Source organism: Rhodococcus sp. IEGM 1330 (assembly GCF_033142445.1).
GTDB lineage: Bacteria > Actinomycetota > Actinomycetes > Mycobacteriales > Mycobacteriaceae > Rhodococcoides.
In genome coordinates, this window is sequence record NZ_JAWLSB010000002.1 from 105,068 (window position 1) to 119,953 (window position 14,886).

The following is a 14,886-nucleotide window of genomic DNA, read 5'->3' on the forward strand; positions in this document are numbered from 1 at the left end:
TGAATGCCCTCTGGGACTCGTCCGCACCACTGCACACGCCGCCCGCCGGTCCACTCGATGTGACATTGACCCCCCAAAAGGCCACTGAATGTCACATTGAGTACCGGCGGGCGTTCGTCTATCCCGCCGCGGTGATTTCTCGTGGATCGAATGTCACCCGTATTTCTCTGATCGATCCGTCCTCGATTCGCTGCCAGTTGGCGGTGCTCGCCGGGGATGCGATGGACGTGTGCAGATCGAACCACGTCAGTACGTTCGGGCCGTCCACGAAGACGTGGGCTATGTCGATGTCGGTGACGATCTCCCACATTCCTTTCAATCCCGCCACGCATTCCGCGCCGTTGGCCGCTGTGCCGAGTGGTCCGCGGAACGTCGCATCCTCGTGCAGGATCGACGCCAGAGTGTCGAAATCCTTGCTTTTCCAGGCCTCGAAGTAGGTCGCTGCAACTTCTTTCGGTGTCTGTGTCATGACATCGAGTCTCGAACGCACCGGGCCAGAAGTCCAACAGTTGATTGCGATGATCATCAGAAGTTTTCCTCATAGCCGCAGCTAGAGTTCACGCGCTATCGTGTGCTCGTGGCCATCGACCCCACTTCCCAGCATCCGGTCCTCGAACGCATCCGCGCACTGGCGTTCGCCTATCCCGAGGTGTCCGAGAAGATCTCCCACGGACGGCCGACCTTCCGCACCGCCTCGGTGTTCGTCTACTTCGGCGGTGGCGTCAAAGGCGGCGACCCATACGACCTGTCGATCCTGGTCAAATGCGAGAGCGCCGAGGAGCAGCGCGCCTGCGAACTCGAACCTCGCTACTTCCACCCCGCCTACCTCGGCCCGGCCGGCTGGGTGGGATTCGACCTCAGCGACGCCGACGACGACGTCTGGGCCGAGGCAGCCGAACTGATCGACTGCAGCTACCGCGTCACTGCCCCGAAGCGCAACATCGCCAGACTCGACGCCGGCGAGGGCCCGAATCTGGGAGTTCAGCAATGGAATTGAGACAGCTGGAGTACTTCGTCGCGGTGGCCGAGGAAGCGAACTTCACTCGCGCCGCAGCCCGAGTGCATATCAGCCAATCCGGCGTCAGCGCCCAGATCCGAGCGCTCGAACGCGAACTCGGTGCCGAACTGATCGACAGGTCAGGTGGCACAGCAACATTGACGACCGCAGGCGAGGCCGCGCTGACGCAAGCCCGTGCGACGCTGGCTGCCGCCGGCTCGGTCAGGCAATCCGTCGACGACGTTGCCGGACTTCTGCGCGGCTCGCTTCGCGTCGGGATGGTCACCGCCTGCACCGTCCCACAACTGTTCGACGCATTGGCCCGCTTCCATTCGGCGCACCCAGGCGTCGAACTTGCTCTCCACGAGGACACCTCGGACCGACTGGTGGACGATGTTCGCGCCGGAGAACTCGACTTCGCACTCGTCGGCGTCGCAGCTCGAGCCCCGGACGGATTGGCATCGATGGTGGTGATCGACGAGCGGATCGTTGCGGCCGTTCCACCGCAACATCCTCTGGCAGCACGGGACACGGCGACGTTGGCGCAGGTGTGCGAACACCCGATCATCGCCCTTCCGCCCGGCACCGGGATCCGTGCAGTGTTCGACCGCGACTGCTACGGAGTAGGCCTGGCACCGCAGATCACGTTGCAGGCCAGTGCCCCCGACGCCGTGGCCGACCTCGCTACCCGTGGCATGGGGGTGGCCATCCTCAGCGCATCTATGGCGGGGTTCTACGACGACACGCTCGTCGCCGTCGAGCTCACGGACTCGCACACCGCCGCGCTGCTGGCCCTGGTGTGGCGGCCAAAAATGGGCCCGGCGCTGACCGAATTGGTTGCGGTGGCGACGCGCAGCTTCAGCGAATCCTCTTGACGGTGAACCACAGTGCGATCAACAGACCCAGCAGCGCCACCGACGGCAGCACGCCAGGATCACCCCCGATGATCCCGGCGACTGCGACGATCAGAGCCACCAGCGCGAAGAACCCGAGGATCCCCGCGAGCAGCTGAAGGTGGTCTTGCGCCGTCACGACTTGACGCCGCCCGCCGTCAATCCGGAGATGATGCGGCGCTGGAACAGCAGCACCATGATCACCAGTGGAATCGCAACGATGGTGCCCGCGGCCATGATCGCGGCATACGGCACCACGAGCGGATCGTTGCCGGTGAACCGCGCGATGGCCACGGTCACCGGTTCGGTCTTGTCACTCGAGAGCTGACTGGCCAGCAGGTACTCGTTCACTGCTGCGATGAACGCGAGGATCGCGGTGGTGAACAAGGCAGGTGCGGCAAGTGGGAGCATCACCAGGCGGAATGCCTGGAAACGTCCGGCACCGTCGATCCGCGCGGCTTCTTCGAGTTCCCAGGGCAATTCGGCGAAGAACGCCGCCAGCGTATAGATCGTCAACGGCAGGACGAACGAGATATTCGGGATGATCATGGCCTGGTAGCTGCCGATCCAGCCGATGTTGGTGAAGAACTGGAACAGCGGTGTCACCAGCGCGACGACCGGGAACATCGAGGCGCCGAGGATGATGCCCGTCACCACATACTTGAAACGAAAGTCTATGCGGGAGAGCGCATAGGCGGTGAAGATGCCGATCACCAGCGCGATCAGCGTCGTTGCTCCGCCCACGATGAGGCTGTTGCCCACCGCCCGCAGGAAGTTGTTGCCGTTCGCGGTCGACAACGCGTTGTCGAAGTTCTCCCACGTGACGTGCGTCGGCCATGGCGTCGTGTCGAAGGTGTAGCGCGGGTCGCGGAATGCGGTAACGACCATCCAATAGAAGGGTGCCAGTCCCCAGACGAGAATGACGACGACACCGAGATAGATGCGAGCCTGCTTCATCGGCCGGGCCCCTTACGCTGATTGTCCTGAGTGGCAACGGCATTGGCACCGAGAAACTTCACCAGGATGAACGCCACAACGAAGATCATGATGAACGAGATGGTCGACAACGACGCAGCACTGTTGAATCCCTGCCGGATCTGATCCACCACCAGGATCGAGATGGTTCGCGTGGCGGGGTTGCCCTCCGTGAGGATGGCGGGCAAGTCGTACATGCGCAGCGCGTCCATGGTGCGGAACAGAATCGCGACCATCAGCGCTGGCTTGACCAAGGGCAGCGTGATCTTGGTGAAACGCTGCCACGCCGACGCCCCGTCGACGCGAGCAGCCTCGTAGACGTCGGCGGGAATCATCTGCAACCCGGCCAAGATCAGCAGCGCCATGAACGGCGTCGTCTTCCACACGTCGGCGATGATGACCGCAAAACGAGCGGGCCACGCGTCGCCGGTCCACAGAATGTTCGTTCCCAGAATGCGATTGGCGATGCCGTCGTACGCGAAGATGAAGTACCAGAGCTTGGCCGTGACCGCCGTAGGGATCGCCCAGGGGATCAAAATTGCGGCCCGCAGCAGGGCGCGTCCGGCGAAGGTCTTGCCCATGATGACGGCCATCGCGAAGCCGATGACCACTTCGATGGACACCGTCACGACCGTGAAGAACGCCGTGTTTCCGACCGCACCCCAGAACTGAGAACCGAGCGTTCCCGGCGGGCAGGGCACCGACGTGCCCGACGCCGAGGTGCACTGCTGCAGAATCCAATGCGTGTAGTTGTCGAAGCCGGCAGAACCGCCGGAGACGAACATGCCGGTAGCGGGATCGAGACCGGGATCCTTGGAGAAGGACATCACCAGAGCTCGGATCACCGGGTAGACGATGACGATCGCGAGGATCACCATCGTCGGTGCGATCAACAGCCAAGCCCGACCCGGCGTCAGGCCGAAGCGCTTGTTCTTGGACCGCACATGCCGACCGCGGCCGGGGGACGAGCCCCCGGCCGCGGTGGTAGCGGCGGCCCCACTGGTCACACCAGCAGGTACAGCCATTGGTTCTCCCGAAATCAGTTGGCGCCGGCGGTTTCGATACCGGCCTGCATGTCCGTGATCGCCTGGTCCACGCTCTTCTCACCCTTGATGGCGGCAGACACGTTGTCTTGCACAGCCTTCGAGACGGCCGGGTAGAACGGGGTGACGGGACGCGGAACTGCGTTCTCGATGGATGCCTTCAATGCAGGCAGGTACGGCATCGCGGCGATCAGTGCGGGATCGTCGTACAGCGACGAGAGCACGGGCGGCAAAGCGCCCTCGGCGATGATGCGCTGAGCCTTCTCGCCCTGCATGAATCGCAGGAAGTCGGCCGCAGTGGCCTTGTTCTCGGAGTACGCGCTGATTGCGGCGTTGTATCCGCCGAGCGTCGAGGTGCCCACTCCGGTGACTCCGGGAAGCGGTGCGACCGCGTACTTGCCGACCACAGCCGAACCTTCTTCTGCGGCGGTGCCATAGACGTACGGCCAGTTGCGCAGGAACAACGTCTGTCCGTCCTGGAACGCCTGCTGGCTCTCGGACTCCTTGAACGTGGTGTCCTGGGCCGGGATGACGCCGGTCTCGAACGCGGTGACGAGGGTCTGCAGTCCGGCCTTGGCCTCCGGGCTGTCGACGGTGGGGGTCTTGCCGTCTTCGGCGACGATCGATCCGCCGTGGGCGTTGATGATCTCCGACGCGTTGGCCGTCAGACCTTCGTACGGGGCGAATTGCCCTGCGTAGCAATCGATGTTGTTGTCCCGGGCGACCTGGCAATCCTCGGTGAGCTCGGCCCAGGTGGTGGGCGCCTCGGGGAGCAGGTCACTGCGGTAGTAGAGCAATCCGCCGTTGGTGTTCTTCGGTGCGGCGTACTGCGTGCCGTTGTATGTTGCGCTCGCGACGGTCGCGGGCAGAACCCCTGCGTTGTCGAGAGCGAATTCGCCCTCGAGCGGCACCAGCCAGCCCTTGGCCGCGAACTCGGCGGTCCAGACGACGTCGAGCGCCATCACGTCGTAGTCGCTCTGCTGTGCCTGCAGCTGCTGAACGAAGTCGTCGTGAGCCTGATCGGCGTCGGCGGACTGTTCCTTGAAGGTGACCTGCTCTTCGGGGTTGCTGGCGTTCCACTCCGAGATGATCTGCTGGACGACACCGGTCTCGGTGGTGTCCTGGCCCTCTACATAGGTGATAGGTCCACGGCCGTCGGCGTTTTCGGATGCAGCACCCGAATCGCCACTCGAACCGCTGTCGCTCGAACATCCGGTGAGCGTCAGCAGCGTGGCTGCCGTAGCAACCACCGCCACCTTCGTGATCAAAGACGCCATTGTTTTCTCCACTAACTTCTACATGGTGGTATGCGCCCGGAGATAGACCCGCAGAATCGTGCTGTGATGCTCCCCCGACACATATGTCGATGGGAACTGTGGCACACAATGCACCGAATGGTGGTCGTTATCGCATTCCTGAATCGGTCAACCCGGATGTGTCGGAGGAGGCCGGTAGCCTCTCGCTCATGAGTTCGGACAAGATGCTGACGCGTATCGGCGGGCTGCTGCGCCAGGCCGAGTCCACCGACAACCCACACGAGGCCGAGGCCTTCATGGAAGCCGCTCAGCGTTTGGCCACGTCGGCGTCGGTCGATCTGGCGGTGGCCCGCTCGCACAGCGCGTCCCGGGAGCGGCAGGCGACGCCGAGCCAGAAGGTCATCCCCATCGGTGAGCCGGGCAAGCGTGGACTCAAGACCTACGTGCAACTGTTCGTGGCCATCGCGCACGCCAACGACGTCCAATGCGATGTGTCCCGATCGTCGACGCAGGTGTTCGCCTACGGTTTCGACTCCGACATCGAGACCACCGAAGCCCTCTATTCCTCGCTGCTGATTCAGATGGTGCGAGCCTCGGACGCGTACATCAAGTCCGGTGCCTACAGGTCCGAGACATCCATCCGTACCGTCACCGAAATCAAGAATCGTCGACGCTACACCCGACGCGAGGAAGTGCCCGTCGCTGCCTTGACGGCGCGGCTGAACTTTCAGACCGCATTCGCGTCGCGCATCGGTCAACGGCTCGGCGAAGTGAAGAAGGACACGGAGGCCAAGGCCATCGAACAGGAGCAACAGGGCGCTGGGACGGCATTGGTCTTGCGCAACAAGGAGATCGAGCTCCGCGACTACTACCGACAGACATCGACCGCGCGCGGACACTGGCGAGGCCAGACCGCGAACGCCGGCTACTCCGAGGGCGCACGAAAGGCCGGGGACCGAGCGGGGCGAAACGCGAAGATCGGTGCGCACGCAGAAATCGACGGAGCAAGCAGGCAGTTGGGACGCTGACTACTGCGTTCGCGGCGATGCCGCGAACACCGGCCATCCGATGTGTGTGCGCCACATCGTCGAGTCATCGGTATCGCGCGGCCCGACGGGGTAGACCTCGCGAACGGGCCCCGCAATGGCCAGGCCGTTGGCCTCCACGTACACCCCCAGAGCGCCGTAGGTGACGTCGATATCGTCATGAGGGCCGTGATGGACCGTCACCGCGAGTTCGGTGGGGTGCAACGTCATCGGTCGAATCCTGTTGGCGGACGGCGCAGTTGCGGTAGGCACGTACACCGTCATGACACCACGGCCCTCGGTGAACAGCTCGTTGTCGTACAACCCACCCGCAGGACCCGTCGGCTCCACTCCGGCCGCATCGATCTCGGCCATTGCCGTGCTGTACCAGCCGAGCACCTCGGACGCGTCGACCACCTCGGAAACTGCTGCGACCGAACACTGTTCGGTGAGTATGCGTTGGACCTCGATGGTGGGCGGAGTCGGATCCAACAACCGGCGCAATGCCGTCACCGCTGATCGGGTGTCGTCCAACTGCCGCTCGAGCCGACTGAGGTGCTCGGTGATCAACCGGGCTCGGGCATCGGGATCCGGTGTGGTGACGATCGCCCGCACCTCTCGCTCCGGCATCTGCATGCTGCGGAACCGACTGATGATCTGCGCCGTGGCGACCTGATCCGTGGCGTAGTACCGGTAGCCCGAATAGTCGTCGACTGTATCGGGTTCGAGCAACCCGGACTCGTGGTAGCGCCGCAGAGTCTTGACCGACAAGTGCGTGATGCGAGAGAACTCGCCGATCGTCAGCAATCCGTTCATGTCGACATTCTGATCCCTCCCGGTGGGGGAGAGTGGACTCTCCCCATGGGGTAGGGCTCAGGTTGGGTTCATGACCGAATCACAGACCATCGACCGCTACTTCGAGCTCGCCACTCGAGCCGACTCGGAGCCCTACTTCGCCCTGTTCGCCCCCGACGCCGTGGTGGAAGACGAAGGCCAGGAGTACCACGGCATCGACGAGATCCGCCGTTGGCGAACCGAAGTGCCGCAGGTGCACTACGACATACTCTCCGTTGTCGAATCCGGCGCAGGCAGCACCACCACCGCACAGATTTCGGGTGACTTCCCGGGCAGCCCGGTGAACCTGTCGTACTGGTTCGAGCTTGCCCAGGACGGGAGAATCGCTGTGCTGCGGATTCGGGTGTAGCCCAGATCAGCCGCAAATGGAGGCGGTCAGTCGAGGCGCGCGAGCACCACGCGGAGTCCGATGACACTGGTGATGGGGAACAGGGCCGCAACCAGCCAGGGAATCGCTGCGCCCCAGCCGGTGTCGGGGGAGGCGTCGATCACCACGCCGAGTGCGGTCGATCCGATGAGCACCCCGATGCCCCCGAGCGAGGCCATGAAGCCGTAGTACGAACCCAGTCGACGTTCGGCGGCCATGCGCGGCACCAGATCCCTGGCCTGTGGCATGGCGATCATCTGACCCAGCGCCAGCAGCAGAACGAACAGGGCGGCCGGGACGAGACCGATCAGTCCCTGCAACTCGAGCGGGGAGGTGGCGGCAACGAGCGCGAACGATGCTGCCATGACGGCGAATCCGATCGGCAGCGTGATCCGCGGTGATACCCTGGCGACGCGTCGGGTGATGGGCAGTTGCGCCGTCACCACGAGTACTGCCGAGATCGCGAAGAACCAGCCCAGCACCGTCTGCGAACCCCAGGCGCGTTCGACCTCGAGTGGCAACAGCAGGTACAGCTGGTTGTAGGCCACCAACTGTGCGCTCATCGCCACCGCGAACAGCACGAAGGTCCGGTTGCGCACCACGTCGGTCCAACCCGAGAGCCATGGGTCGTCGCGATGTTCGCCGCGCTCACGCGGCAGCCACCGCACGTGAGCGGCAATGACCAGAACGAAGATCGCCGCAGCTACGAGGCACGCGATCCTGAAATTGACGACCAGCAGTACCGATCCGACGAGTGGGCCGGTGAACGAGCCGATCTGACTGCACACCGACAGCAGCGCGAAGCTCTCGACACGAGTGGGTCCGCCGTCGCGTTCGCTCTTGCCCGCCTCGATCGCCACTGCGGATTCGACTGCGGGAGAGAACAATGCGGCTGCGAATCCCACCAGCACCGTGGCGATCAACACGGCCTGCAGCGAATCGGCGAAGGCAAGACCCACGAATCCCACCACCCGCAACACACAGCCGACGAGAACGACCGGCTTGATGCCCCACCGATCGGCGAGGGTGCCCCCGACGAAGAACAGTCCTTGCTGCGAGAAGGTCCTGATCCCGAGCACCACGCCGACGAGTGCGGCACCGAGCCCGAGGTCGCCCGTCAGATGTACCGACAAGTACGGCAACACCATGAAAAAGCCGATGTTGAAAGTCATTTGGGTGAGGACGAGCAAGCGGACGGTGGCGGTGGCCCGCCGCAGATCGACCAGAAATGACCACCGCCACCGCGTCGGCGATCCGTCGGTCCTCGTGCTCACGTACTGCGCCCTTCTGCGTCGACTCTCTCGATGACGTTACCGGTCTTCCGCACGCGCCCCGAGGTGGCACCGGCGAGCGAGACTGCGAGAACGGCGAGTGCGATCAAGGACGCGAGCGGAGCGGCGGTGACCCACGGTGCTCGCTCGACGGCCGCAACCCCGTCGGACAGTATCAATCCCCAATCCGCAGTGGGGGGTTGCGGTCCGAGGCCGAGGAATCCGAGGGCCGCAAGCGCGAGAGCGACGCCGGGGAGCCGAATCATGGCGTGCCGCAGCACTACCGGAACGACGCTCGGCACGACGGAGCCGAACAGGATTCGCGCAGTGCCTGCCCCGAGTGTCGGCAGGATGGAGATGTACGGCCGAGCGCGGGTTTCCTCGACGAGGGCGGCAGTGTGCGCGGCGAGCGGAGCCCACGTGACGATCAGGACCGCGACGGCCGCGCCGCCTGCGCTCGGCCCCCAGATCGCCGCGATCAGAATTCCGGTGACCACCGGCGGTGCCGCGTTGGTGACTTCGACCAGGCCCCTGGACGCGTGCGGAACCAGACCCAACAGAACCCCGACCACCAGGGCCGCGAGCGTCACGGCAAGCGAGAGACCGATGGAGCGCAGTGCGCCGTCGGCGACGCGGGCCAACAGATCTCGACCCGACGCGTCCGTTCCGAACGGGTAGGCCGGTGACGGGGCTGCGAACTTCTCCCGCGTCGTCGCCTGGCCGTCGCGCGGGAGTCCGGCAAGGACCATGACCAGAAGGAACGACGCCGCAGCGATCGGCACCACCGCGCGCCGCGGTGACGGGTGGAAGACCCCGGACGGGATGGGCATCGCCTTCTCGTGCAGTGCGCTGCCGAGCAGCAGCCGCCGGGCCAGTTCGGCCGCGATACCGAGAGCCGCGCTGACGGCCAGGAGAAGGATGATGTCGATCTGCAGGGCGGGAAGATCCTGCGACTGCGCGTCGCCGAGGGTGGTGCGGCCCAATCCTGGTATGGCGAAAACCTTTTCGACGGCCACTGCGCCGCCGGTCATCGCGACCATGATCAGACCGATCTGCGACGCGAGGCCGGGTAGGGCGCGTCGCAAGACCGCACCGGCGATCTGGGGCCGCGAGAAGCCTGCGACCGTCCACGTGATGACCCACCCTTCGGTGAAGGTGACGGCGATCGCGTCGGCGAGCAGTCGCCCGATCAGCCCGCCCGCAGGCACCCCGAGAGCGAGCGCAGGCAGCACCGCGTACTCGGGGCCACTCCATCCGTAGGCCGGAAACGACAACCACACGGCACCGAGAACAACGAGTACAGACGCGAGCAGAAACTCCGGCATCGACGTGAGCGCTGCGGCGATGCCGCCCCCGGTACGTCTCGGTGTGCCCCGGAGCCCGGCCCGGACGCTGGGGATGACCACTAGGACGGCGATGGCTATCGCGACGACCATCGCGAAGCCCATCAGCGTCAGCGACACCAGCAGCGCATCGAGTGCCCTCGGCAGCACCGGTTCACCTGTGTTCCAGGATGTTCCGGGATTGCCCGACGCGATGCCGGTGAGCCAGTCCCAGAACATCCGCAGCGGCCCGGCATCGAGGCCGAGGTCACGGCGAATGGCCGCGAGGGCCTCGGGGGTTGCTTCCTGCTCGGCCGAGCGGGCCCGCAGAATGCTCAGTGCCGGATCGCGATTCGACAGCCACGGCAGCATTCCGACGAGAAGGACGACACCGGCGACGGCAACCAGACGCGAGGCGGTTGTTCTCACTACTTACTCGAAGGCGGTCTGATTGGTGATGAGCGTGCGTTCCCTTGGATCGCGGGCGACGCCGGTCAGGTCTTCGGATTCGCCCTGGATGACGCGTTCGTGCAGCATCGGCACGGCCGCGTCCTTCTCCAGAATCAGTTTCTCGGCGGCCAAGATCGCGGCGCGGCGGTCGTCTCCGGGTTCGGTGGCCGAGGCGTCTGCCAACGCCTCGTCGACCTGCGGGTCGCAGAACTGCGAGATGTTGAACGATCCCTCGCAGGCGAAGTCGGAGTACATGTAGGCCGCCGGATCTCCGGAATCGAGCACGGTGGCGCGGGAGAGGATGAAGGCATCGAATGCACCACTGAGCGCATCGGTTTCGATGAACTGGTATTCGCGCACCACCTGCTCGACGACGAAGCCCTTCGCCTCGAGTTCCTGTTGCAGCAGCACGGCGACCTCGGGAAGTTCGGCGCGGTCGGTGAAGGTGGCGAGGGTGATCTTCTTGCCGGTGGCATCGCCCGCCGGTGTCTCGGTGCGCGCGGGACGGTCCGCCGCCCACGGCAGCGCGGGGCCGAGCAATCCGTTCGCGGCGTCTGCGCGGCCTTCGTAGACCTGCTCGACGAGACGATCCTTGTCCACCGACTCCCGCGCGGCGGCGCGCATGGCCGGATCCACGAACACGCCGGACGACGTGTTCAGGTACAGGGTGTTGGTGCGCGGCATCGGAACCTCGTGCACCAGCGACGGGTCGATATTGGCGGCCTGCGACACCGGAATCGCCTCCACCACGTCGGCGGTGCCGTTGCGGAGCGCCGCTGCGCGGGCCGTACCGTCGGGCACGAAGTCGACGTCGATGCCGGCGAGCTTCGCGGGCTCACCCCAGTAGTTCTCGTTACGGTCCAGCGTGGCACTGGACGTGCCGTTCACTCCGGTCAGCACGAACGGTCCGGTACCGGTTCCGACGGGGTCGCTGCCGCCTGCGGAGTAGGCCGCGGGTGCCAGGACGGCGAGCTGCGGGCTCGAGAGTCGTTGCGGCACCAGTGGATCGCCGCCCTCGGTGGCCACCTCCACAGTGTCGTCGTCGGTGGCGGTCACCGTCAGCTCGACACCGTCGAGGATGCGCGGCTTCGGCGCGGCGGTAGTGGCAGCAGTCAGTGCGGTGACGACGGCGGCGGAGTCCAGAGGCGCACCGTTGTGGAACCTCACGTCGGGGCGGATGTCGACACTCCACGTGCGCTCGTCGACGCGGTTCCAGGCGGTGGCCAAACCGGGCTGCGCATCACCGAGATCGTCGAGGGTGATGAGGGTTTCGGCGGTGGACCAGCGCGAGAGCTTGAAGGCATCGTCGCTGAACTGCGACAGCCCCGAGCGTGGCGGTTGCAGCATCGCAACGCGGGCCCGATCTGCGGTGTCGTCGGCAGCACCTGAAGAAAAGCAGCCGGTGAGCGTGAGGGCACCTACCGCTGCCAGGGTGCCGATGCGGAACATACTGGTGGTCAATGGATCTCCTGTGATGGTCATGCAAGCCGGGGTACGGCGTCGATCAGGTCTCGGGTGCAGGCGTGCTGTGGGTCGGTGAGAATTTTTCGTACGCTGCCGGTTTCGACAATCCGGCCGTCGTGCATCACCGTTACGTCGCTGCAGAGTCGAGCGACCGCAGCCAGGTCGTGGCTCACGATCAGCAACGCGCTCGGCAGACCGGCCAGGACCGCGAGGACCTGCTCGCGCAGATCAGGGTCCAGTCCGCTGACCGGCTCGTCCGCCAGCAGGTACTGCGGTTCGCATGCCACCGCACGCGCAATGGCGACTCGTTGATTCTGACCACCGGACAGTTCCGTCGGTCGACGCTGCAGATAGCGCTCGTCCAGCCCGACGGCAGCGAGAGCGGCACCTGCTTTGGCTCGATGATCGCCGTCGACGCCGAGAAGTCGCAGCGGCGTCGCCACCAGATCCAGGACACTGCGGCGTGGGTCGAGGCTGGTCGCGGGATCCTGGGGTACGTACTGCACGAGTCTGCGAAACCACCGCAGCGAGCGCGCGGAGCCGGGACGTACTGTGCGGCCATCGAGTTGGACGGTTCCACTACTGGACGCGTCCAACGCCAGCAGCATGCGGAGCAGAGTCGTCTTGCCCGAACCCGATTCGCCGACCACGGCGACGCGGCCGGCCGGCGGCAGCGTGATCGAGACACCGTCCAGTGCGGTACGAGACGAGCCGTGCCGAACGTAGGTGCGCGTGATGTCCGTGGCCACCAAGCCCGCAGTCATCGCGCCACCAGCTGACGGAATGGATCAGCGGAGCGAGCTCGATCGAGCATGCGCACCACGAGATCGGACTCAGGACTGTCGATAATTGTTGCTATGGAACCGGATTCGACTATTCGCCCCGAGTCGAGAACCATCAGGTGATCGCACAACTGCGCGGCGACGGCGATGTCGTGCGTGATCATCAGCAGCGATGGCACCTCCCGCAGAGCGTCGAGAACCCGCGCCTGGCTCATCACGTCGAGCGCCGTCGTCGGTTCGTCCGCGATTACGAGCGGGCTCTCACGCGCCAATGCGACCGCGATACAGACGCGTTGACGCTGACCACCGGACAGCTCGAGCGGGTGCGAGGCCAGGATGCGTTCGGTGTCGCGCAGACCCACACGCTCGAGCAGCGCGGAGGCGTCGGGCGTGCGGAGTTGCCTGCCGACGATGACCATCGGGTTCAGTGCGGTGGCCGAATCCTGGAAGACCATCGCCGGGCGGGCCGTGCGCGGCCGGCGTGGCGTCGGAACTCCGGCGACGTCGTGGCCGTCGACGACGATGCGGCCGGTGCAGGTGATGCCAGGCGGCAGCGCTCCGACGAGGGCTGCGGCGATCAGCGACTTTCCCGATCCCGACGCGCCCAACAGGCCGAGGCGTCGACCCGCGGGGATCTCGAAGGACACGTGATCGACGATGCGGGTGCGTCCGGCGTCGATACAGAGGTCGTCGACGACGAGCACGGGTTCTCCTGAAGAGTAGACATGGGAATGACTTCGACAATCGTTGTCGATAGGACAGTAGGCGAGTCGGAAGGTCGACACAAATTAGGCTGGCCGGATGAGCAGGGCGAGGGACGCGCAACGAGCAGCCGTCTACGACGCAGAACAACTGGTCCGCACCATGTTCGATCGCGCCGAGGAGCGGGGCCTTCGCATGGTGCAGGTGATGGGTTCGCAGATCACGCTGCCGATCGAGCGCAAGTTCGCCTCCATCGACTCGGTGCAGGCATACGTCGATGCGGTGCTGGCGCTGGATTGGGTCGCGGCAACGTGGCCCGACGCGGGTCGCGTGATCACCGTCCGGGCTCGGTCGGGTTCGGGTGCGGCGCACTACGAATCGGACACCGCCACCATTGCCGTGCCCCTGCATCGGGGCAACAGGGCCTGGGCGTTGCGGGAACTGGTGGTGTTGCACGAGCTCGCGCACCACTTCGCCGACGAGAACGAGCAGCAGCACGGCGGCGCATTCGTCGACCGCTACATCACCCTCGTCGGCGAGATCGTCGGCTCCGAGGCCGGGTTCGTACTGCGCGCGATGATGGCCGAGAGCGGCGTCCGCATCGGCTGACGCCGTTCGGGTGCATCATGGGAGACGCAGCCCACACGACGAGGAGACGTACATGACCGTCAAGATCGGTGTTCAGCTTCAGCCCCAGCACGCTCCCGACTATCAGCTGATCCGCGACGCGGTGTTGCGCTCGGAGGATGCGGGCGTCGACATCGTCTTCAACTGGGACCACTTCTATCCGCTGTACGGCGACCTCGACGGCGCGCATTTCGAGTGCTGGACGATGCTCGGTGCCTGGGCCGAGCAGACGTCGAACGTCGAGATCGGCGCACTCGTCACCGGCGGCGGTTACCGCAATCCTGACCTGTTGGCCGACATGGCGCGCACCGTCGACCACATCAGCGGCGGACGGCTGATCCTCGGCATCGGCGCTGGGTGGAACGAGAAGGACTACGACAACTTCGGATACGAGTTCGGCACGGCCGGTTCGCGTCTGGCCTTGCTGAAAGAGAGCCTCGCCAGAATCCGCCACCGCCTCGATGTCGGCAATCCGGCCCCCACCCGCGACATCCCGATCCTCATCGGCGGCGGCGGGGAGAAGAAGACCCTGAAGATGGTGGCCGAATACGCGCACATCTGGCACAGTTTCGCCGACCTCGAGGCGCTGAAGCGCAAGTCCGAGATCCTCGCCGAGCACGGCACCACCGTCGGACGCGACGTCTCGGGAATCACCCGGTCGGTCTCGTGGCCGGGAGCGGAGACGGCTCAGGACTTCGTCGACGCCGGAGCCACCCTGTTCACCGTCGGCGTCAACGGACCCGAATACGACCTGGCCGAGCTGGGTCAGGCCATCGCGTGGCGGGACTCGCACAAGTAAGCCAGCCCACTTCAGTTCCTCGAGCGAAACCCTTGCGCGTGGCGCGTTTGGGTGAGTG

At 65.2% G+C, this 14,886-nt stretch carries 17 protein-coding genes; 6 read left to right on the top strand and 11 right to left on the bottom strand.

Features of this window, described 5'->3' with window-relative positions; genetic code table 11:
• Positions 1 to 118 precede the first annotated feature (118 nt).
• Positions 119 to 469, bottom strand: coding sequence for a nuclear transport factor 2 family protein (locus R4P57_RS05370; protein ID WP_317801833.1), 351 nt, complete (start codon positions 467 to 469; stop codon positions 119 to 121).
• Between the two features lie 108 nt (positions 470 to 577).
• On the opposite strand from R4P57_RS05370, the gene R4P57_RS05375 reads away from it, so the two are divergent.
• Positions 578 to 997: an MmcQ/YjbR family DNA-binding protein gene (locus tag R4P57_RS05375; RefSeq protein ID WP_411742307.1), complete on the top strand. Its 420-nt coding sequence runs from the start codon at positions 578 to 580 to the stop codon at positions 995 to 997.
• On the top strand, positions 988 to 1,872 hold the full coding sequence (locus R4P57_RS05380; RefSeq protein WP_317801835.1) for a LysR family transcriptional regulator: 885 nt from the start codon (positions 988 to 990) through the stop codon (positions 1,870 to 1,872). The genes R4P57_RS05375 and R4P57_RS05380 overlap by 10 nt, the downstream gene beginning before the upstream one ends.
• Here the strand turns inward: R4P57_RS05380 and R4P57_RS05385 are convergent.
• The 4 genes from R4P57_RS05385 to R4P57_RS05400 are packed head-to-tail and all read right to left on the bottom strand — an operon-like array spanning position 1,856 to position 5,185.
• Complete coding sequence (locus tag R4P57_RS05385) at positions 1,856 to 2,029, bottom strand: hypothetical protein (protein WP_317801836.1); 174 nt, start codon at positions 2,027 to 2,029, stop codon at positions 1,856 to 1,858. The two genes, R4P57_RS05380 and R4P57_RS05385, sit on opposite strands and share 17 nt — an antisense overlap.
• Positions 2,026 to 2,847 (bottom strand): carbohydrate ABC transporter permease, encoded by an 822-nt coding sequence (locus tag R4P57_RS05390; protein ID WP_008711457.1) that lies wholly within the window; start codon positions 2,845 to 2,847, stop codon positions 2,026 to 2,028. The genes R4P57_RS05385 and R4P57_RS05390 overlap by 4 nt, the downstream gene beginning before the upstream one ends.
• Positions 2,844 to 3,890 carry a sugar ABC transporter permease gene (locus R4P57_RS05395; RefSeq protein ID WP_317801837.1) on the bottom strand — a complete coding sequence of 349 codons (1,047 nt, stop codon included), beginning with the start codon at positions 3,888 to 3,890 and terminating at the stop codon, positions 2,844 to 2,846. The genes R4P57_RS05390 and R4P57_RS05395 overlap by 4 nt, the downstream gene beginning before the upstream one ends.
• 14 nt (positions 3,891 to 3,904) lie before the next feature.
• The gene (locus R4P57_RS05400; protein WP_317801838.1) at positions 3,905 to 5,185 is read right to left on the bottom strand and encodes an ABC transporter substrate-binding protein; all 1,281 of its coding nucleotides are present in this window, start codon (positions 5,183 to 5,185) and stop codon (positions 3,905 to 3,907) included.
• Positions 5,186 to 5,373: 188 nt separating this feature from the next.
• On the opposite strand from R4P57_RS05400, the gene R4P57_RS05405 reads away from it, so the two are divergent.
• Entirely contained in the window at positions 5,374 to 6,192 is an 819-nt protein-coding gene (locus R4P57_RS05405) for a DUF2786 domain-containing protein (RefSeq protein ID WP_317801839.1), read from the top strand.
• Here R4P57_RS05405 and R4P57_RS05410 read toward each other — a convergent pair whose 3' ends face one another.
• The gene (locus R4P57_RS05410) at positions 6,193 to 7,005 is read right to left on the bottom strand and encodes a MerR family transcriptional regulator (protein WP_317801840.1); all 813 of its coding nucleotides are present in this window, start codon (positions 7,003 to 7,005) and stop codon (positions 6,193 to 6,195) included.
• 70 nt (positions 7,006 to 7,075) lie between these two features.
• Between R4P57_RS05410 and R4P57_RS05415 the strand changes: the two genes are divergently transcribed.
• Positions 7,076 to 7,393: a nuclear transport factor 2 family protein gene (locus R4P57_RS05415; protein WP_317801841.1), complete on the top strand. Its 318-nt coding sequence runs from the start codon at positions 7,076 to 7,078 to the stop codon at positions 7,391 to 7,393.
• Positions 7,394 to 7,419: 26 nt separating this feature from the next.
• On the opposite strand, the gene R4P57_RS05420 is transcribed toward R4P57_RS05415, so the two are convergent.
• Genes R4P57_RS05420 through R4P57_RS05440 form a run of 5 tightly spaced genes read right to left on the bottom strand, consistent with a single transcriptional unit; the run spans position 7,420 to position 13,404 of the window.
• A complete protein-coding gene (locus R4P57_RS05420) occupies positions 7,420 to 8,685 on the bottom strand; it encodes an MFS transporter (RefSeq protein ID WP_317801842.1) in 1,266 nt (421 codons plus the stop codon).
• Positions 8,682 to 10,433, bottom strand: a complete 1,752-nt coding sequence (locus R4P57_RS05425; RefSeq protein WP_317801843.1) for an ABC transporter permease subunit — start codon at positions 10,431 to 10,433, stop codon at positions 8,682 to 8,684. The genes R4P57_RS05420 and R4P57_RS05425 overlap by 4 nt, the downstream gene beginning before the upstream one ends.
• A gap of 3 nt (positions 10,434 to 10,436) precedes the next feature.
• Positions 10,437 to 11,936: an ABC transporter substrate-binding protein gene (locus R4P57_RS05430; RefSeq protein ID WP_317801844.1), complete on the bottom strand. Its 1,500-nt coding sequence runs from the start codon at positions 11,934 to 11,936 to the stop codon at positions 10,437 to 10,439.
• Complete coding sequence (locus R4P57_RS05435; protein ID WP_317801845.1) at positions 11,933 to 12,682, bottom strand: ABC transporter ATP-binding protein; 750 nt, start codon at positions 12,680 to 12,682, stop codon at positions 11,933 to 11,935. The genes R4P57_RS05430 and R4P57_RS05435 overlap by 4 nt, the downstream gene beginning before the upstream one ends.
• The gene (locus tag R4P57_RS05440) at positions 12,679 to 13,404 is read right to left on the bottom strand and encodes an ATP-binding cassette domain-containing protein (protein ID WP_317801846.1); all 726 of its coding nucleotides are present in this window, start codon (positions 13,402 to 13,404) and stop codon (positions 12,679 to 12,681) included. The genes R4P57_RS05435 and R4P57_RS05440 overlap by 4 nt, the downstream gene beginning before the upstream one ends.
• 97 nt (positions 13,405 to 13,501) lie before the next feature.
• On the opposite strand from R4P57_RS05440, the gene R4P57_RS05445 reads away from it, so the two are divergent.
• Both R4P57_RS05445 and R4P57_RS05450 read left to right on the top strand, forming a co-directional pair.
• A complete protein-coding gene (locus R4P57_RS05445; protein ID WP_317801847.1) occupies positions 13,502 to 14,011 on the top strand; it encodes a TIGR04338 family metallohydrolase in 510 nt (169 codons plus the stop codon).
• Positions 14,012 to 14,063: 52 nt separating this feature from the next.
• Positions 14,064 to 14,828: an LLM class F420-dependent oxidoreductase gene (locus tag R4P57_RS05450; protein WP_317801848.1), complete on the top strand. Its 765-nt coding sequence runs from the start codon at positions 14,064 to 14,066 to the stop codon at positions 14,826 to 14,828.
• Positions 14,829 to 14,886: the final 58 nt, after the last annotated feature.

Bases quoted from the DNA above. Each gene is read 5' to 3' on its own strand.
- R4P57_RS05370 (WP_317801833.1), bottom strand. From the start codon at position 469: ATGACACAGACACCGAAAGAAGTTGCAGCGACCTACTTCGAGGCCTGG.
- R4P57_RS05380 (WP_317801835.1), top strand. From the start codon at position 988: ATGGAATTGAGACAGCTGGAGTACTTCGTCGCGGTGGCCGAGGAAGCG.
- R4P57_RS05390 (WP_008711457.1), bottom strand. From the start codon at position 2,847: ATGAAGCAGGCTCGCATCTATCTCGGTGTCGTCGTCATTCTCGTCTGG.
- R4P57_RS05395 (WP_317801837.1), bottom strand. From the start codon at position 3,890: ATGGCTGTACCTGCTGGTGTGACCAGTGGGGCCGCCGCTACCACCGCG.
- R4P57_RS05400 (WP_317801838.1), bottom strand. From the start codon at position 5,185: ATGGCGTCTTTGATCACGAAGGTGGCGGTGGTTGCTACGGCAGCCACG.
- R4P57_RS05405 (WP_317801839.1), top strand. From the start codon at position 5,374: ATGAGTTCGGACAAGATGCTGACGCGTATCGGCGGGCTGCTGCGCCAG.
- R4P57_RS05410 (WP_317801840.1), bottom strand. From the start codon at position 7,005: ATGAACGGATTGCTGACGATCGGCGAGTTCTCTCGCATCACGCACTTG.
- R4P57_RS05415 (WP_317801841.1), top strand. From the start codon at position 7,076: ATGACCGAATCACAGACCATCGACCGCTACTTCGAGCTCGCCACTCGA.
- R4P57_RS05430 (WP_317801844.1), bottom strand. From the start codon at position 11,936: ATGACCATCACAGGAGATCCATTGACCACCAGTATGTTCCGCATCGGC.
- R4P57_RS05435 (WP_317801845.1), bottom strand. From the start codon at position 12,682: ATGACTGCGGGCTTGGTGGCCACGGACATCACGCGCACCTACGTTCGG.
- R4P57_RS05445 (WP_317801847.1), top strand. From the start codon at position 13,502: ATGAGCAGGGCGAGGGACGCGCAACGAGCAGCCGTCTACGACGCAGAA.
- R4P57_RS05450 (WP_317801848.1), top strand. From the start codon at position 14,064: ATGACCGTCAAGATCGGTGTTCAGCTTCAGCCCCAGCACGCTCCCGAC.